The sequence below is a fragment of the Hymenobacter psoromatis genome (assembly GCF_020012125.1).
GTDB classification, from domain to species: Bacteria; Bacteroidota; Bacteroidia; order Cytophagales; family Hymenobacteraceae; genus Hymenobacter; species Hymenobacter psoromatis.
Window position 1 is genome coordinate 2,844,109 of record NZ_JAIFAG010000001.1, and the last position, 17,289, is coordinate 2,861,397.

Annotated in this window: 13 protein-coding genes; 5 read left to right on the forward strand and 8 right to left on the reverse strand. The window is 60.0% G+C overall.

The window, feature by feature from the left end; genetic code table 11:
- Nucleotides 1-522 precede the first annotated feature (522 nt).
- The gene (locus LC531_RS12420) at nucleotides 523-1,410 is read left to right on the forward strand and encodes a sugar phosphate isomerase/epimerase family protein (RefSeq protein WP_223650608.1); all 888 of its coding nucleotides are present in this window, start codon (nucleotides 523-525) and stop codon (nucleotides 1,408-1,410) included.
- A gap of 86 nt (nucleotides 1,411-1,496) precedes the next feature.
- On the opposite strand, the gene LC531_RS12425 is transcribed toward LC531_RS12420, so the two are convergent.
- From LC531_RS12425 to LC531_RS12460, 8 genes are all read right to left on the reverse strand, one after another.
- Nucleotides 1,497-2,282, reverse strand: a complete 786-nt coding sequence (locus tag LC531_RS12425; RefSeq protein WP_223650610.1) for a 3-keto-disaccharide hydrolase — start codon at nucleotides 2,280-2,282, stop codon at nucleotides 1,497-1,499.
- Nucleotides 2,283-2,396: 114 nt separating this feature from the next.
- Nucleotides 2,397-3,278, reverse strand: a complete 882-nt coding sequence (locus tag LC531_RS12430; RefSeq protein WP_223650613.1) for a hydroxypyruvate isomerase family protein — start codon at nucleotides 3,276-3,278, stop codon at nucleotides 2,397-2,399.
- A gap of 99 nt (nucleotides 3,279-3,377) precedes the next feature.
- Nucleotides 3,378-3,860 (reverse strand): c-type cytochrome, encoded by a 483-nt coding sequence (locus tag LC531_RS12435; RefSeq protein WP_223650615.1) that lies wholly within the window; start codon nucleotides 3,858-3,860, stop codon nucleotides 3,378-3,380.
- 12 nt (nucleotides 3,861-3,872) lie between these two features.
- Nucleotides 3,873-4,925: a sugar phosphate isomerase/epimerase family protein gene (locus LC531_RS12440; protein WP_223650617.1), complete on the reverse strand. Its 1,053-nt coding sequence runs from the start codon at nucleotides 4,923-4,925 to the stop codon at nucleotides 3,873-3,875.
- A gap of 150 nt (nucleotides 4,926-5,075) precedes the next feature.
- On the reverse strand, nucleotides 5,076-6,227 hold the full coding sequence (locus tag LC531_RS12445; RefSeq protein WP_223650619.1) for a Gfo/Idh/MocA family protein: 1,152 nt from the start codon (nucleotides 6,225-6,227) through the stop codon (nucleotides 5,076-5,078).
- Nucleotides 6,228-6,283: 56 nt separating this feature from the next.
- A complete protein-coding gene (locus tag LC531_RS12450; protein WP_223650622.1) occupies nucleotides 6,284-7,534 on the reverse strand; it encodes a nucleoside permease in 1,251 nt (416 codons plus the stop codon).
- Nucleotides 7,535-7,705: 171 nt separating this feature from the next.
- The gene (locus tag LC531_RS12455) at nucleotides 7,706-8,296 is read right to left on the reverse strand and encodes a gluconate 2-dehydrogenase subunit 3 family protein (protein ID WP_223650623.1); all 591 of its coding nucleotides are present in this window, start codon (nucleotides 8,294-8,296) and stop codon (nucleotides 7,706-7,708) included.
- 11 nt (nucleotides 8,297-8,307) lie between these two features.
- Complete coding sequence (locus tag LC531_RS12460; RefSeq protein WP_223650625.1) at nucleotides 8,308-9,984, reverse strand: GMC oxidoreductase; 1,677 nt, start codon at nucleotides 9,982-9,984, stop codon at nucleotides 8,308-8,310.
- Between the two features lie 398 nt (nucleotides 9,985-10,382).
- Here LC531_RS12460 and LC531_RS12465 point away from each other — a divergent pair, with 398 nt between their 5' ends.
- The 4 genes from LC531_RS12465 (at nucleotide 10,383) to LC531_RS12480 (ending at nucleotide 17,260) form a co-directional block, all read left to right on the forward strand.
- Nucleotides 10,383-10,979: an RNA polymerase sigma factor gene (locus LC531_RS12465; protein ID WP_223650627.1), complete on the forward strand. Its 597-nt coding sequence runs from the start codon at nucleotides 10,383-10,385 to the stop codon at nucleotides 10,977-10,979.
- A gap of 120 nt (nucleotides 10,980-11,099) precedes the next feature.
- Nucleotides 11,100-12,146: a FecR family protein gene (locus LC531_RS12470; protein WP_223650629.1), complete on the forward strand. Its 1,047-nt coding sequence runs from the start codon at nucleotides 11,100-11,102 to the stop codon at nucleotides 12,144-12,146.
- 225 nt (nucleotides 12,147-12,371) lie between these two features.
- Entirely contained in the window at nucleotides 12,372-15,740 is a 3,369-nt protein-coding gene (locus LC531_RS12475) for a TonB-dependent receptor (RefSeq protein WP_223650631.1), read from the forward strand.
- Between the two features lie 50 nt (nucleotides 15,741-15,790).
- Nucleotides 15,791-17,260, forward strand: a complete 1,470-nt coding sequence (locus LC531_RS12480) for a RagB/SusD family nutrient uptake outer membrane protein (protein WP_223650633.1) — start codon at nucleotides 15,791-15,793, stop codon at nucleotides 17,258-17,260.
- Nucleotides 17,261-17,289: the final 29 nt, after the last annotated feature.

Below are 17,289 nucleotides of genomic sequence, written 5' to 3' on the forward strand. Positions count from 1 at the left end.
GTCGCGTTTTGCGTTAAAGCGCTTTGATTTAGCGTCTATTATATGAGGTAGTCGCCGTCGCCGCCACGGTCGAGCTTTGAAGGCTAATATCCTGCTGCTAATTGGCCCAGTAAATCGGAGGAGGCTACCGGGCAACAATTATTCAAGAGCTTATAAAGTACAGATGCAAATAGGCATCTGCCCGGATTGCTGCTAGCAGCGACGCTTTCTGCGCGCCAGTGCTCCTTATTACTTTCGCTGAGTACCGCACCAGTACGGATGACGATGTTTAGGGAGGCTTTTTTTCGGCACTTTGCGGATAATAACTTCGGCAGCACCGGCAGCAGTCTTATCGGTGCCCGCCTACCGCGTAGTTGCTATGGCAAACTTCGTTTTTGAGGCTGCATCGACTGAGATGCGCCAGCACCGGTAAGCGATTACGGCGAGCGATTGCGGGTAATTCTCCTAACTCACTATCTTGCAGCGCGCTTCGGGCCGCGGCCAGTGCCAAATCTACTTTTCACCATCCCACCCTACCCCCCTATGACTTCTCGAAGAGAATTTCTGACTTCGGCGGCCCTGCTCTCGGCGGGCCTGCTGGTAGCTCCTTCCCTACTCGCCTACGATAAGCACTACATTGGCATTCAGCTGTATACAGTGCGTGAGGCAATGGAAAAGGACCCTGCCGGCACGCTGGCCAAGCTGGCTCAGATTGGGTACAACTCGGTGGAAGGCGCTACCTACACGGGCAGCCAGAAATTTTACGGCATGACGCCGGCCGTCTTCGCGGCCCTACTCAAGCAGCAGGGCCTGATAATGCCCAGCAGCCACCACCGCCTGGGCGAGGAGCTAGCCAACGGCGCGCCGGTACCGGGTACCATTCTGCACGACTGGGACCGCGCCGTGGATGATGCTGCCGCCGTGGGGGTCAAGTATATGGTGTGCGCCTACTTATCGGAGGCTGAGCGCGGCGGCCTCGACCACTACCAGCGCGTGGCCGAGGAGCTGAACAAGGCTGGCGAGCGCTGCAAAAAAGCCGGCATCCAGCTTTGCTACCACAACCACGATTTTGAGTTTCCGGCCCAGGCCGGCGGCAAGCGGCCCTACGACATCCTGCTGAACAGCACCGATAAGGAGTTGGTAAAGATGGAGTTGGACCTCTATTGGATTACCAAAGCCGGCCAGGACCCGCTGGCGCTCTTCAAACAGTACCCCGGCCGCTTCCCGCTGTGGCACGTCAAGGATATGGCCAAGGAAGCGCCGCACTCCTTCGCCGAAGTAGGCAGCGGCTCCATCGATTTCAAGAAAATATTCGCGCACGCCAACGAGGCCGGCCTGAAATACTTCTTCGTGGAGCAGGACGCTACCCCCGGCTCGCCCTTTGATAGCGTAGCCAAAAGCATCGCCTATATCAAGAAAAACCTGGTGTAGCGTCCACCCACTGGGTTTAGCCCTAAAAAGAGGGAGCAGCGAGCCACTAGCCGGCTTGCTGCTCCCTCTTGCTGTTTGACGGCTACTCACTGCCCGGCTGCCGGCAACTCACGCAGCCAGATATTGCGGTAGCTGAGCGGCTCGCTTTTGTCGCCGTGGGCCTGGAGCTTGATGGGAGCCGGGCCGTGGCGCTGGTACTCGGGCTTGCCGATGTAGCGCGTGGCCCCAAGCAGGGTAGCATTGTTTTGGACGAGCACGCCATTAAAGAGCACCGTGACGCGGGCGGGGGTAGCCACGGTGCCGTCGGCCGCAAAGGTGGGGGCCGTCCACACCACGTCGTAGGTCTGCCACTGGCCGGGCGGGCGGGCGGGGTTCACCAGCGGTGGCAGCTGCTTATAGATGCTGCCCGCCATGCCATTGACGTAAGTTTGGTTGTTGTAAGCATCCAGAATTTGTAATTCGTAGCCCGCGTCGCCCTCGCCAAGCGAGGCCAAAAACACGCCGCTGTTCCCGCGTGCCTGCCCGGTACCAGTAATATTGGCCGGCACGCGCCACTCAAGGTGCAGCTGGTAATTGGTGAAGCTGCGCTTGGTTTCGATGTTGCCCGAAGCCTTGTTTACCGTCAGAATATCGCCCTTCACCAGCCAGTCGGCCGCTTTGGCGTGGTCGCTGGTCAGGGTCCACTGGTCGAGGTTTTTGCCATCAAACAGCACCAGCGCGTCCGAAGGAGCTTCCCCGCTGATTTTGCCGGGCGTTACCACCTTCGGCACCGGCGACCACACTTCCGTGTCTTCGGGCTTGCCGGCCTGCTGGGCGCGGCCTACCCCCACGCTGCCGAGCAAAGCCAGAGAAAAAAGAATAGCAAGCTTCATGGGCGGGATTTTTTAAGGTGAGAAAGGATGAGTGTATTCAGTTTGACAGGGCGCAAGCCCAAGTATCTATCATGGCTTGAGGCGCAACCTGCTCGCAATACAATAATAGCCGGTTTACACGTCGCACAACTGCACCGCCTGGCGAAGCGAGGCAATTTTATCGGTGTGCGTCGGAATAAATTCCTGCGCCACAAAGCCCTTAAAACCAGTGGCTTTGATAGCCCGCATAATGGCCGGATAATTTAATTCCTGGGTGTCATCAATTTCGTGGCGGCCCGGCACGCCGGCCGTGTGATAATGTGCGATGTAAGGGTGAAAATCGGTGATATTCCGAATAATATCGCCCTCGTCAATCTGCATATGATAAATATCAAACAGCAGCTTGAAATTTTCCGAATTTAATTTTTTAGCCAGTTCCACGCCCCACGAAGTGCGGTCGCATTGATAGTCCTTATGGTCAATCTTGCTGTTTAGCAACTCCATGACCAGCACCACCTTATGCTTGGCAGCTAGCGCCAGCAGCGGCGTTAATCCTTGCACGCAGTTGGCCCAGCCCTGCTCATCGGTTTTACCCCGGCGGCTGCCGCTAAAACAAATTAAATTGGTGTAGCCCGCCTGCGCCACCAGCGGAATCATTTCGGCATAATTCTTTTGCAGCGCCGCGTGAAATTGCGGGTCGTTAAAACCGTCAGTCAGATTTAATTCGGCCCCGTTACACATGGGCGAGTGCAGGCCGTATTTTTTGAGCGTCGGCCATTCTTTAGGCCCCACTAAATCAATACCTTGCAACCCGATACTTTTGGCCGTGGCGCAGAGCTGGTCCAAGGATAAATCGCCGTAGCACCAGCGGCAAACCGATTGCTTGATATTATTTTTCAAAGGCGGGTTTTGCGAAGGTGTGGCCGCGGCCGCCGGCAGGGCTCCCGCCGCCCCAATGGCTACCGTGCTGGCCAGCAGGTTTTTGAGTACCGTGCGGCGGGTGGGGCGGGTAGGCATAGCGGCTTAGTTAGGGAGGTGGATTGTGGTTCTAACGAGCGCCTCCGCCAGCAACCGCAAGCAAATGCGGCCGGGTAGGGAGGCGCTCGTCAGCACGACTTACTTCAGGCTCAGAATATACTTGGTCATTTCTTTGGCATCGGCCAGCGAAAGCTGGGGATGCGCCGACATAGGAATAGCGCCCCAATGGCCGCTACCACCCTTTATTACCCGGTTGGCGAGCATGGTAATGTTGGCCTCCGTATCGGGATATTTTTCAGCCACCGCGATGTAGGCCGGGCCCACCAGCTTCACGTCTTCCTTGTGGCAGCCCAGGCAGTCGGAACCCTTGATGAGCTGCGCACCCTTGGACACTAGGCCGCCCGTGTGCTCGGTGCCGATTTTATTCACGCTGGTATCGACCTGCGGCTGGCGCGCCACAGCGGCCAGGTTGGTGCCCACGGTCGTGTCGCGCATGGTAGCGTTGCCGTCGCCGGGGGTAGGGCCGGCAGCACTTTTACGGTCGGCCTCGTCGGGCTTGTAGCCCGAGTCGCAGGCGGCCAGCAGGGCGCAGGCGCTTAGGAAAAGGAGGACTTTTTTCATGAGAAAGTAGAATTAGAGGCCTAGCAAGGCCCGGTTGAACGCGGCGTCGGTGGCGGTGCCAGCGAAGTCGTCGAAGGCTTTATTGGTTATGCGAATAAGGTGATTTTTGATGAATTCGGCCCCTTCGCGAGCCCCATCTTCCTGGTTTTTGAGGGCGCATTCCCACTCCAGCACGGCCCAGCCGGGGAAGTCGTATTGCGCCATTTTACTGAAAACGGCCTTAAAATCGACCTGCCCATCGCCTAGCGAGCGGAAGCGACCGGCGCGGTTCAGCCAGCTTTGGTAGCCGCCGTACACGCCCTGCCGGCCGGTAGGGTTAAACTCAGCATCCTTGACGTGAAACATCTTGATGCGCTCGTGGTAGATGTCGATATATTCCAGGTAATCTAGGCATTGCAGCACGAAGTGCGAGGGGTCGTAGAGCAGGCAGGCGCGCGGATGGTCGTTGACTTCGGTCAGGAACATTTCGTAGCTGATGCCATCGTGCAGGTCTTCGCCGGCATGAATCTCGTAGCACAGGTCAACCCCCTCGTTGTCAAACTCATCCAGGATGGGCAGCCAGCGTCGGCCCAGCTCCGCGAAGCCTTCCTCCACCAGGCCGGCCGGGCGCTGCGGCCAGGGGTAGACCATCGGCCAGAGCAGCGCGCCGCTGAACGTAGCGTGCGCTTTCAGCCCCAACCGGCGCGACGCCTTGGCCGCGTAGATGAGCTGTTGCACGGCCCACTGCTGCCGGGCCACCGGGTTGCCGCGCACCGCCTCGGGCGCAAAGCCGTCGAACAGCTTATCATAAGCCGGATTCACGGCTACCAGCTGGCCCTGCAAGTGCGTGGATAACTCGGTGATTTCCAGGCCAGCGGCCCGCACCTTGCCCGTTAGCTCATCGGCGTAGGTCTGGCTTTCGGCCGCCAGTTGCAAGTCAATGAAGCGCTTATCCAGGGTGGGCAGTTGAATGCCTTTGAAGCCCAAGTCCTTGGCCCAGGCGCAGATGCTTTCGAGGCTGTTGTAGGGCGCTTGGTCGCTGATGAACTGGGCCAGGAAAATGGCGGGGCCTTGGATGGTCGTCATGGTTTTTGAGATGCTAACTTTTATTACTAAACGTCATGCTGAGCTTGTCGAAGCATCTCTACCGCACCGTTGAGCGGCTAGGGTGAAGCGGTAGAGATGCTGCGACAAGCTCAGCATGACGTTCTATTAAATTCATAAACAAACTCCTTATCAAACCCTAAACTCCGTCCATTTCTCGCTTGACTTCCCCGAGGCAATCACGTTTTCGATAAAAGCCATGCCGCGCACGCCGTCCTCGATGCCGGGGTAGTCGAGGGCTTCGGGGGGGGGTAGGGTGCCAGCGGCGCGGGCTTGCAGGGTCAGGGCAAAGTTGCGGTAGAGGTTGGCAAAGGCTTCGAGGTAGCCTTCGGGGTGGCCGGCGGGCACGCGGGTGTTGTGCCGGGCGAAGGAGCCGACGTAGCCGGTGCCGGTGCGCCGGATTTCGGTGGGCTGGTCGAGGCGGCTCACCAGCAGCGTATTGGCGTCGGCCTGTTGCCACTGCACGCCGCCCTGCTCGCCGTAGACCCGGATTTTAACGTTGTTCTCCTCCCCCGCCGCGATTTGCGAGGCCATGAGCACCGCGCTGGCCCCGTTGCTGAGTTTGAGCAGCACCGCGCCGTCGTCGTCGAGCTGGCGGCCCGCCACCACGGTGTTGATGTCGGCGCAGAGTTTGGTGACTTGCAGGCCGGTCACGTATTCGAGCAAATTAAAGGCGTGAGTGCCGATGTCGCCCATTGCGCCGGCTACACCGCTGCGGGCGGGGTCGGTGCGCCAGGCGGCCTGCTTGTTGTTGCCGCCCTCCTCAAACTTACTGAGCCAGCCCTGCGGGTACTCCACGTAAGCCTTACGAATGGGTCCCAACTCGTTGGTGGCCAGCAGCTGGCGCGCTTCCTTCACCATCGGGTAGCCGGTGTAGGTGTGGGTGAGGCAGAGCAGGCAGCCGCTGGCCTTTACAATTTCTTGTAGCTGCTTAGCTTCGGCCAATGAGAAGGTCAGCGGCTTATCAAGAATAACGTGAAAGCCGTTTTCCAGCGCCATCTTGGCCGGCGCGAAATGCAGGTAATTAGGCGTCACGATGCTGATAACCTGCACCCGCTCGGCTTCGGGGAGCTGCTTTTCACCTTCGATTAACTGCTGATACGAGCCGTATACGCGGGCCGGGTCCAGGCCTAGCAGCACGCCGGTGGCGGCCGATTTTTCGGCATCGCTGCTGAAAGCGCCGGCTACCAACTCATACTGCCCATCAAGGTTGGCGGCCAGGCGGTGCACAGCCCCGATAAAGGCCCCCACCCCCCCGCCAATCATTGCAAGTCGTAGTTTCATATTTGGTGAATGGTGCTAGCGGCGCGAGGGGTAACCTCACGCCGCAAAGGGCAAAATCAAACTTCCAACCGCGCCTTCGTTTCCAAATAGCTCATCTCCTCCACCGGCTCGCTCATGCGCTGGTCCTTAAAAAAGAGCAGGAAGGCCGCCAGCACTACCGCCGCGATGGCCGCCGGAATGAGCCAGATGGCGTGCCAGTTATGCGCGTCGCCGGTCAGCTTATAGGCATCCACAATGCGACCCGAGAGCAGCGAGCCAATCAGCATGCCCACCCCATAAGTAGCCAGGGTGATAAAGCCCTGGGCGGCGCTCTTCGACTGCTCACCGGCCAGGTTATCGGTGTAAATCTGGCCCGTTACGAAGAAGAAATCGTAGCAGATGCCGTGCAGCACAATGCCCACGATGAGCATCCAGTAGGCCGTGTCGCCATTGCCGTAGGCGAAGAACAGGTAGCGCACCACCCAGGCCAGCATCCCGATAGCCAGCATTTTCTTAACGCCCAGCCGCACGAAAAACACCGGAATCAGCAGCATAAACAGCACCTCCGATACCTGACCCAGCGTCTGCACGCCGGCCGCGCCTTTCATACCCACCTCGTTGAGGAAGGGATTAGTGAAGCCATAGTAGAATGACAGCGGCACGCAGATGGCAATCGAAGCCAGGAAAAAAATCAGGTACGAGCGGTTTTTGAGCAGGCCGATAGCCCCAAGGCCCAGTAGGTCGCTGAGGGCCACGGGGCCTTCGCGCTTCACGGGGGGGGTAGGCGGCAGCGTGAAACTGAAGATACCTAGTATGGCCGACGCGCCGGCGGCCATCTGGAAGGTAAGGCCTAGCGCCCCGCGCTGCTCCCAGTTGAGCCAGCCGATGGTGAGGCCGGCCACAATCCAGCCCAGCGTGCCCAGCACCCGCACCGAAGCAAATTCCTTCTGCGGATTTTTCATCTGCCTGAACGAGATGGAGTTGACCAGCGCCAGCGTGGGCATGTACACTATCATGTACAGCAAAATGCTGGGGTAGAAGCTGCCGAAATCGGTGGCCCCGGCGGCCCGCCACAACAGCAGCGCCCCGATGAGGTGCAGCACGCCCAGGATTTTCTGGGCCGAAAAAAAGCGGTCGGCAATCAGCCCGATGATGAACGGCGCGATAATGGCCCCGATGGACTGCGTGAGAACAGCCGCTCCCACTTCGAGGCCGCTGGTACGCAGGTTTTGCAGCAGGTAGGTGCCCAGCGTCACAAACCACGCGCCCCAGATGAAAAACTCCAGGAACATCATCAGGGACAGCTTAAAGCGGACGATTGGGGTCATAATGTTCTTAAGCTGATAGCTAGTAGCTAATGGCTGATAGCTTTTTTGGTTATGGTTTTTCTGGTCATTCTGGCGCACGCCAAAACGGCCCTACCCCCTACTTTCAGCAGAGTACTCGGCTTTCTTGTTGAAAGCTAACGGCTATCAGCTAGTAGCCAACAGTTCATAAAATTAAGTAGTGGCCCAGGCGCGGTCGCCTTTCTTATACGGCACGTTGCCGTCGTAGCGGCCGGGCACGGGCAGGTAGCGCAGGGCCTTAGTAGCGCCCGGCTCGGAGGTGAAGAAGCCGAGCAGCGTCAGCTCCTTCATCATGCGGAAATAGTGGGCGGGGTCGTCCTTGCGCTGGTTTTTAGTGAATTCCTTCTGCTGCGTGTCCAGGGCCGTGAGGAAGGCCCGGCGCTGCACGACATCGCAGGCCAGGAAGGCTTTACCCTGCATTTTCTGGCAGTCCTGGTCGAGCTGGGTGAGGCCGGTGAGGAAGACCTTCTGGTCTTCCGGCTTGTAGCAGTCGCGCACCATTACTTCCATAAAGCCACCCACGTTGGCAGCCTTAGCCCCCGGCGTGGCGGTGGCGGGCAAAATGGTTTCCCCCACCTCATTGAGCAGGCCCACCTGGGCGGGGGTGAAGGCTACCTTGGTGGCGGCGTCTCCCGCCTCCTTGCTGGTGGGCGCAGAGCAGCTGGTCAGGAAATAATCGGCTCCGATAACGGTGCCACCCATCAGGAGGGCCACGCGGGCCAGGGCATCACGGCGGTTCATCATGGGGGTAGGAATTAAAGGTTTTGCTTTTTCAGCTCGCCCACGGCGTGGTCCACGGCGCGGGCCGTGAGGGCCATGTAGGTGAGCGAGGGGTTCTGGCAGGCGGTTGAAACCATCGCGGAGCCGTCGGTCACGTATACGTTGGGGGCGTCCCAGACCTGGTTGTGGGCGTTCAGAACCGATGTTTTGGGGTCCCTACCCATGCGGGCGGTGCCCATCTCGTGGATGCCGCCGCCCAGGGTGTAGCCGTTGTTGTAGGGCTTCACGTCCTTCAACCCCGCTTTTTCGAGCATTTCCTGCGCATCGTTCATCATGTCGATGCGCATTTTCTGCTCGTTATCGCGGATGGTGGCATCTATCGCCAGCACGGGCAGGCCCCACTTGTCCTTCTTGGTTTTGTCGAGGTAGGTGCGGTTGTCATGGTAGGGTAGGGTTTCGCCAAAGCCCGTCATGCCCATCGTCCACTGGCCGGGCTCGCTGAGCGCATCCTTGAAATCGCCGCCCATGCCCATCTCCGGAATTTCGCGGCTCCAGCCTTCGCGGCCGGCGCTGCCCTGGTAGCCAAAGCCGCGGATGTAGTCGCGCTTATCGCCAAACAGGTTGCGGTAGCGCGGCACGTAAATGCCGTTGGCGCGGCGGCCGAACACGTACTTGTCTTCGTAGCCGGGCATGGTACCGTGCGCGCCGGCCCGGAAGTGGTGGTCCATCAGGTTGTGGCCCAGCTCGCCGCTGCTGCTGCCCAGGCCCTCGGGCCACACGTCGGTGGCCGAGTTCATCAGCACCCAGGCCGAGTTCAGGGTCGAGGCGTTGAGGAAGATAACCTTGGCGTAGTACTCCACCGTCTGGTTGGTTTCGGCATCGAGCACCTCTACCCCCTTGGCCCGCTTGGTATCCTTGTCGTAGAGGATTTTGGTGACGATGGAAAACGGCCGCAGCGTGAGATTGCCGGTGGCCACGGCGGCGGGCAGCGTGGCCGACTGCGTGCTGAAATACGCCCCGAATGGGCAGCCCAGCCAGCACTTGTTGCGGTACTGGCAGCTGATGCGGTCGTGGTGGTTCTGAGTGATGTTGGCCGTGCGGCCGATAATCATGCGCCGGTGCTCGTAATTCTTTTTGATGCGGGCGGCTACGTCTTTTTCCACCACGTTCATCTCCATCGCGGGCATGTAGTCGCCGTCGGGCAGTTGCGCCAGGCCGTCGCGGTTGCCGCTGATGCCCGCAAATTTTTCGGCGTGGCTGTACCAAGGCGCGAGGTCTTTGTAGCGAATGGGCCAGTCTACGGCGATGCCATCCTTGGCGTTGGCCTCGAAGTCGTAGTCGCTGAGGCGGTAGCTCTGCCGGCCCCACATCAGCGAGCGCCCGCCCACCTGGTAGCCCCGAAACCAGTCGAAGGGCTTCTTCTCCACGTAGGGACTCTGCTTTTCGTTGACCCAGAAATCGAGGTTGGTTTCGTTGAGCGTGTAGTCGCGGCTCAGCACGGGGTAGTCGGCAATCATCTGCTGGGTTTTGCCGCCGCGGTGCGGAAACTCCCAGGGAGCTTTGTTGGCATTCACGTAGTCCTTGATGTGCTCGACGTTGCGGCCCCGCTCCAGCATAATGGTTTTTAAGCCCTTCTCCGTCAGTTCTTTTGCGGCCCAGCCGCCCGAGATGCCCGAGCCAATGACAATGGCATCATACGTATTTTTATCCATATAGCTGCTGCTAAGAAAGGGGTGGGAATTTAAAGACTAGAAGCGAGAAAACAGCAACCCCGGCGGCGAGCGCGGCGGCCGGGCCAGGTAGTAGCCCGCCCAACTAGCTGGCAATGTAGCAAGACAAAACCGATAAGCTAGTCTGGGGCCGGAGGCCAACCCCTACCCCCTACCCGGTGGCAGAGGGGGCAGTAAGTGCAGGAATGGGCTGCTACGAGCCAAACTTAAAGTAGAAAAGGCGGTTGCGCGCCATTTTTTTCATGGACTCGCAGCCGGTCCCCAGGTTGCACGCTATACATCCACTTACTTGTAATTTCCTATTGCTTTACCAGCATCTACTGGTACATTTACCACACTTTACGCTAAGCTTTTGTTCCCACCCCTACTCTTCTAGTCCCGTGAGTTCGCCAACGTTACGTGCGTACACTTCCTGGTCCGACGAGGCGCTGCTAACGGCGCTACTCGCCGACGACCGCGCGGCCTTCGCTGAAATTTATGAGCGGCACTGGTACCGCGTGTTTGCCCTAGCCTACCGCAAGCTCAAAGTCAGGGAAACGGCCGAAGAGCTGGTGCAGGACCTGTTTGCCACGCTGTGGCAAAAGCGCCGGGAGCAGGGCATTGAGCAACTGGAACACTACTTGCTTTCCGCCATCAATAGGCGCGTTATCAGCTACTTGCGAGGCAGTAAAGTGCGCATGGCCTACGCCGACTACTGCCGCTGGACGCAAACCGCAGCCACCCAGGAAACCGAGTACGCCCTGGCCGCCGCTGACTTGTCCGAAGCTTTCGACAAGGCACTGCTACGTCTGCCCGCCCAGTCGCGCGAAGTATTTCGGCTGAGCCGGCTGGAACATTTTTCAGTACGCGAAATTTCCTTGCAGCTCAACCTGTCGGCCAAAGCCGTGGAGTATCACCTCACCAAATCGATGCGGCTGCTGCGCGGCCACTTGCGCGATTTTGTGGTGCTAGCCCTCGTTTTTTTGGTGACGCAGTAGGGCCTTTGGAGTGGTCCACACGTTTTTTTGAGAAAAAAGTTGCTTTATTTTCAAAAAAATAAGGCGGGCTTTTAGGGGTAGCTGGTCGTGGCGCGTCTTTCCCTTTAGACGCCCCGCTCCATGATGACCCAAGCCGAATTTGACGCCATGCTTCAGCGCTACCTCGACGGCCAAAGCCGCCCTGGCGAGCAGCACCTAGTGGAGCAGTGGAGCGCGCAGTTGGGCCGCGCCGGGTACCAGCCCCTACCCCCCCCTTTGCGGGCGGAGGTGCGCCAAGCCATGTGGCAGCGTATAGCCGTGCTCACAGCCGACGCCGAAACGACGACTCCGGTCCCCGCCGTGCGGCCCCTGTGGCCCGCGGTGTGGCGCGAGCCGGCCCTGCGCTGGGCCGCCGCTGCGCTGCTCACGCTGGGAGCCGGGGCCCTGAGCTGGTGGCTACCCCGCCACCAGCCGGCCGGCACCGCCGCGCAGGCCGCCCCGCGCTGGGAGCAGCACACCAACCCCAGTGCGCAGCCTATGGCATTGCGCTTGGCCGATGGCAGCCGGGTAAATCTTTACCCGCATAGCACCCTGCGCTACCGCACCGGCCTGACGGGCCAGCGCCGGGAAGTGTACCTCGCGGGCCAGGCCTGCTTTAAGGTTACTAAAGACCCGGCCCACCCGTTTCTGGTATATACCGATAAGCTGGTGACAACTGTGCTAGGCACCAGCTTTATGGTAACGGCCTACCCCAACCAGAAAAATACCGTGGCCGTGCGCGAGGGCCGCGTGGCCGTGCAGCGCCGCGAGGGTGCCGAGCTGGCCGCTACCCCCGCCCACCCGGCTGCCACTGGCCTGCTGCTGCTGCCCAACCAGCAGGCTACTTACTCGGCTTCGACCAAGGAGCTAGCCAAAAATCTGGTGCGGGAGCCGGTTCAGCTGACTACCGAGCCGCTTGACTTTCACAACCGGCCGGTGGCCGAAGTGCTGGCCGCTTTGGAGCACGTCTACGGCGTGAGTATCGTGTACGACCCGGCCAAGCTGCGCGACTGTACCATCACGATAAGCTTCGGGGATGAGTCGCTGTTTGAGCAGCTTGATACGCTTTGCAAAGCCTTGGATGCCAAGTATAAGCTGGCCAACAACGCCCAGATTTTATTTGAGAGCCACGGCTGTAAGGCCAGCTGATAGCTGCATACCCCCCCTTTCTGCCTCGCACGCCCGGCCTCGCAACCGGCTGCCCAGGCTCCTCTTCTGCCACGCAGCCGCCCCGCGTGCTGGTTCATACTTTCCTTTAATTCCCACCACAAACGATTCCGGCGAATGAAAAACAGCCTACCCTCTCAGCGAAGCTACTGGCGCCCCACTGGGGTGCTTGCGCTTCACCTCTGCCTAGCCTACCCCCTTAGCGGGATGGCTACGGCACACGCCTCGGTCAAGACGGAGATTGTACTGGACCAGAAAATAAGCGTGCGCGTTGATTATCAAACTATTGAATCGGTGCTCACGCAGCTGGAGCAGCAGCTGCACGTGCGGTTCGTGTACAGCCCTACCCTCATTGGGGCCAACCGCCGGGTGACCCTAAAGGTGGCCGACAAGCCTCTGACGCAGGTGCTCGACGAGCTGCTGGCCCCGCGCAGAATTCAGTACGAGGTGCGCAAAAACCGCATCGTGCTGAGCAAACTAAAGCTAGCCAACGTACCCGTATCGGGCCGCGTAACGCAGGCCAACGGCGACGGCCTACCCGGCGTGACGGTGCTGGTGAAGGGTACCAACATTGGCACCTCGACCGATGCCGGCGGCAATTTTACCCTGAGCGTGCCGGAAGGTGGTACGCTGGTATTCAGCACCGTGGGCTATACCGGCAAGGAGGTAGCCATTACCGGGGCTGATGCCAACCTGGCGGTGACGCTTCAAGAAAACGCGCAGGCGCTGAGCGAGATTGTGGTGGTGGGCTACGGCACCCAGGAGCGCCAGAGCGTGACCGGGGCCGTGGCCTCGGTATCGGGCCGCGAAATTGCCGCGCAGCCAGTGGCCGACCCGGCGCAAGCCTTGCAGGGCCGCGCCGCGGGCGTGACGGTGGTGTCCAACTCGGGTTCGCCGGGCGGGCAGGGCGGCACGTCCATCCGGGTGCGGGGCATTACCTCGGCCGGCAACAACTCGCCGCTGTACGTGGTGGACGGCTTTCCGCTGCCTGCCGCGACGGATGGCAACGGCAACCCGACTGGCACCGAAATCAACAACATCAACCCCAATGATATTGAGACGATTGACGTGCTGAAGGACGCCTCAGCCACCGCCATTTATGGGGTGCGGGCTGCCAACGGGGTAGTGCTCATCACGACCAAGCACGGCAAGGCAGGTACTTCCAATATCAACGTGGACGTGTATGCGGGCGTGCAAAACGTGTGGCGCAAGCCGAGCGTGCTCAACGCGCAGCAGTATGCGGTGCTCAACAACGAGGCCCGCAACAACTACAATGCGGAAACCAAGGTGCTGAATATCGGGGACCCGGTAGCGCTGAACCCGCTCTTCGACACGCCGGAGAAAATAGCGGCCCTACCCAATACCAACTGGATAAACTCGATTTTCCGGCCGGCCCGCATCCAGAGCTATAGCGTGGGAGCCAACGGGGGTAGCGAAAAAGCGCGCTACGCCATCAGTGCGGGTTATTTCCAGCAGGATGGCACCATCATTGGCTCCAATTTCCGGCGCTATACGCTACGCTCGAACGGAGAGATTCAGCTGACCAAGATTCTCAAAATCGGCAATAACCTTTCCTTGAGCCACCAGGAAGAGAACCCGCTGAACGGGGAGAATGATGAAATCGGCGGTCCTATTCAGCTGGCGTTGCAGGACCCGCCCTTCCGGCCCGTCTACAATGCCGATGGGAGCTTTTATGAGTTCGGAAGCCTGCCTAACGATAACTTCGGCGAGGAAAACGCGGTGACGAAGGCTTTGCGCGCGAAAAACCACAACAACCGCAACCGGGTCACGACGACCTTCTACGCTGAGATAGAGCCGTTGAAGAACCTGCGCATCCGCACCAACATCGGAGCCGACCTGCAATTCAACCAGAACGACCAGTTCTACCCCTCCATTCCGGGCTCGGCGAAGTACACGACCCAGAACGCCTCGGCCAACAGCAGCAGCAACTACAACCCGAGCTACCTGATTGAGAACACGGCCACCTACAGCACCGTGTTTGGCGGCAAGCACTCCGTGACGGCCCTGGTGGGGCAGTCGGCGCAGCAGTTCGACTACTTCTACCTGAGCGGTAGCCGCACCAGCTACACCAATAACACGCTCACCATTCTGGACCGGGGCCCGATAAACCCCCTGATTACGAACGGCGGCGGCAACGGCCAGAGCCGCCTGCAAAGCTTCTTCGGCCGCTTGAATTACGAGTTCTCGGGCAAGTATCTGCTGTCGGCCACGGCCCGCTACGACGGCTCGTCGGCCTTCGCGCCCGGCAGCCAGTACGGCTTCTTCCCCGGCGTGTCGGCAGGCTGGCGCATCTCGGAGGAAGAATTTCTGAAGAATAACACCTCGATTAGCAACCTAAAGCTGCGGGTCGGCTACGGCAAGGTGGGTAACCCGCTGAACGCGGGCACGTTTGGCTACCTGCCTACCATCAACGCCGACCCTACCTACGGCTACGTGCTGGGCACGGGCAGCCAGAATATTGCCAACGGCGGCGTGCCTACCCGCCTGCCCAACAGCAACCTGCGCTGGGAAAACAACATTCAGTATAACGTGGGCGTGGACGTAGGCTTCCTGCAAAACCGCCTCACGGGCTCGATAGACTTGTATACCCGCACCTCGCCTAACCTGCTGGTGAACGTGCCGGTGTCCACCGTGTCGGGCACCACCGACCCGATTGCGACCAACGCCATCGCGTCGCGCAACCGTGGCATCGACCTGTCGGTGACGACCAATAACTTCATCAGCGCGGGCGACGGCTTCACCTGGTCCACGACGCTGAACGTGTCGGCTTATCGCAACCTGATTACTGACCTGGGCGTGGGCAAGCCCTTCAACGGGCAGGGCATTCGAGGCGGGGCCAACATCACCCGCTACGACAAAGGCGTGCCGTTTGGCTCGTTCTACGGCTATGTGGCCGACGGCCTCATCCAGACCCCCGACGAACTGGCCAAGCTGAACGCGGGCTCACCGAACGGCTTCTACCAGACGTCGGGCACGGCCCCCGGCGACATCAAGTACCGGGACCTCAACGGCGACGGGGTAGTGAACGACCAGGACCGGGCGTTTATCGGCAACCCGAACCCGAAATTCACTTACGGCCTGAATAACACGCTGGGCTACAAGGGCTTCGATTTGAACATCTTCGTGCAGGGCTCGCAGGGCAACGACGTGTATAACCTGAACCGCTACTACCTGGAAGGCGGCCTGGCGGCGGCTACCAACGCCGGCACCATCGCCCTGGACCGCTGGACCGGGCCGGGCACGAGCAACTTTGTACCCCGCGCCGTGTACAACGACCCCAACCAGAACATTCGCGCGTCGAGCCACTACATCGAGAACGGCTCTTACCTGCGCATCAAGCTCCTGACGCTGGGCTACACCCTGCCCAAGGAACTCACCAGCGCTCTGCAAGGCAAGCGCATCCGCATATACGTCAGCTCGCAGAACCTGGTCACCGCCACCAAGTACACGGGCTTTGACCCGGAGCTGGGCAACAACGGCAACAGCCTTGGGGTAGACCGCGGGGTGTATCCGCAGGCCCGCTCGTTCCTGGCCGGAGTTAACGTGGGCTTCTAAGTCGGCGGGCCCTACCCCTCTCATCTCCCACCCTCTTGTATTCTACTTCTATGTATTTACCTAAAAAAGCCATTGGCTTCAGCCTGCTCACGCTGGGGCTGCTGGGGAGCTGCGGCAAAAGCTACCTGGAGCTGCAACCGCGCAATGCCCTCTCGACCGACCAGTTCTACCAGACCCAGGACGACGCCATTCAGGCCACTAACTCGACCTACGCGCAGCTGCGCGGGTACGGCATGTATGGGGAAGGACTGTGGTCAATGGACATCATGGCCGATAACTCGTTCGTGGGCGGCGGCGGCGCGGCCGACGGCATCGAGCTTCAGCAGCTCGATACCTACACCATTCCGTCGAGTAACCCCATCACCACGGTCTTGTTCCAACGCCCATTCCTGGGCATTGGGGCTTGCAACCAAGTGCTGGCGAATGTGCCCGGCATCAAGAACATTGACCCCGCCATCCAAAACCGCTGCCTGGGCGAGGCCGAGTTTATGCGGGCCTTCTACTACTTCAGCCTGACCCGTCTATTCGGCGACGTGCCGATTGTTCTGACTCCGCCCACTAGTGCCGGGGCAGTGGCCAACGTGAGCCGCGACCCTTCCGCAATGGTGTACGCGCAGGTGGAGAAAGACCTGCTAGATGCCATCACCAAGCTCCCGGCCACCAACTACACCGGCGACGACGTGGGCCGCGCCAATAAGTGGTCGGCCACGGCGCTGCTGGCCAAGGTGTACCTCACCGAGGGCAAGATGGCCGAAGCCGCCACCCAGGCCCAGGCTGTTATCAGCGGCTCGGGTAAGAGCCTGTGGCCCAACTACGGCGACAATTTCAACCTGGCGACCGAGAACGGCCAGGAGTCGCTGTTTGAGGTGCAGTATAAGAGTGGCCTGAACCAGTACACGCTCGACGGGCCCGGCTCGGCCATTAACGAGTTTTGGGGTGCGCGCTTCTTCGGCAATCCCTACGTGGTGAGCGGCGGCGGCTACGGCTTCAACATCCCCGAAAAGGAGTTTGTGGACGGCTACGAACCCGGCGACTTGCGCAAGGCCGTGACCCTTTTCGTGCCCGGCGACAAATATCCCGACGGGCAGGTGCAGCCCGCCAGCCTGCAAGGCGACCCCAACGGCTACAACGTGCGCAAGTTCTATGCCGGCGCGGCCTCCACCATCTGGGACTCGCCGCTGAACGTGCCCGTGCTACGCCTGGCCGAGATGTACCTCATTCTGGCCGAGGCCGATATGAACACCGGCAAAATGGCCGACGGCCTGACGGCCCTGAACGTGGTGCGCAAACGGGCCGGCCTACCCAACGCTACCACCCTCAGCATAGACGTGGTGCTGAAGGAGCGCCGCTACGAGCTAGCCTTTGAGATGGACCGCTGGTACGACCTGAAGCGCACGAAAACGCTGGTCAACAACCCCAACCTGATACCCAAGGGCATAAAGCCGTTTAACGACCTGCTGCCCATTCCGCAGGTAGAGCGTGACGTGAACCCGAACCTGGGGCAGAACCCCGGCTACTAACCGCCCGCTGCCGCCTATCTTTTGCTACC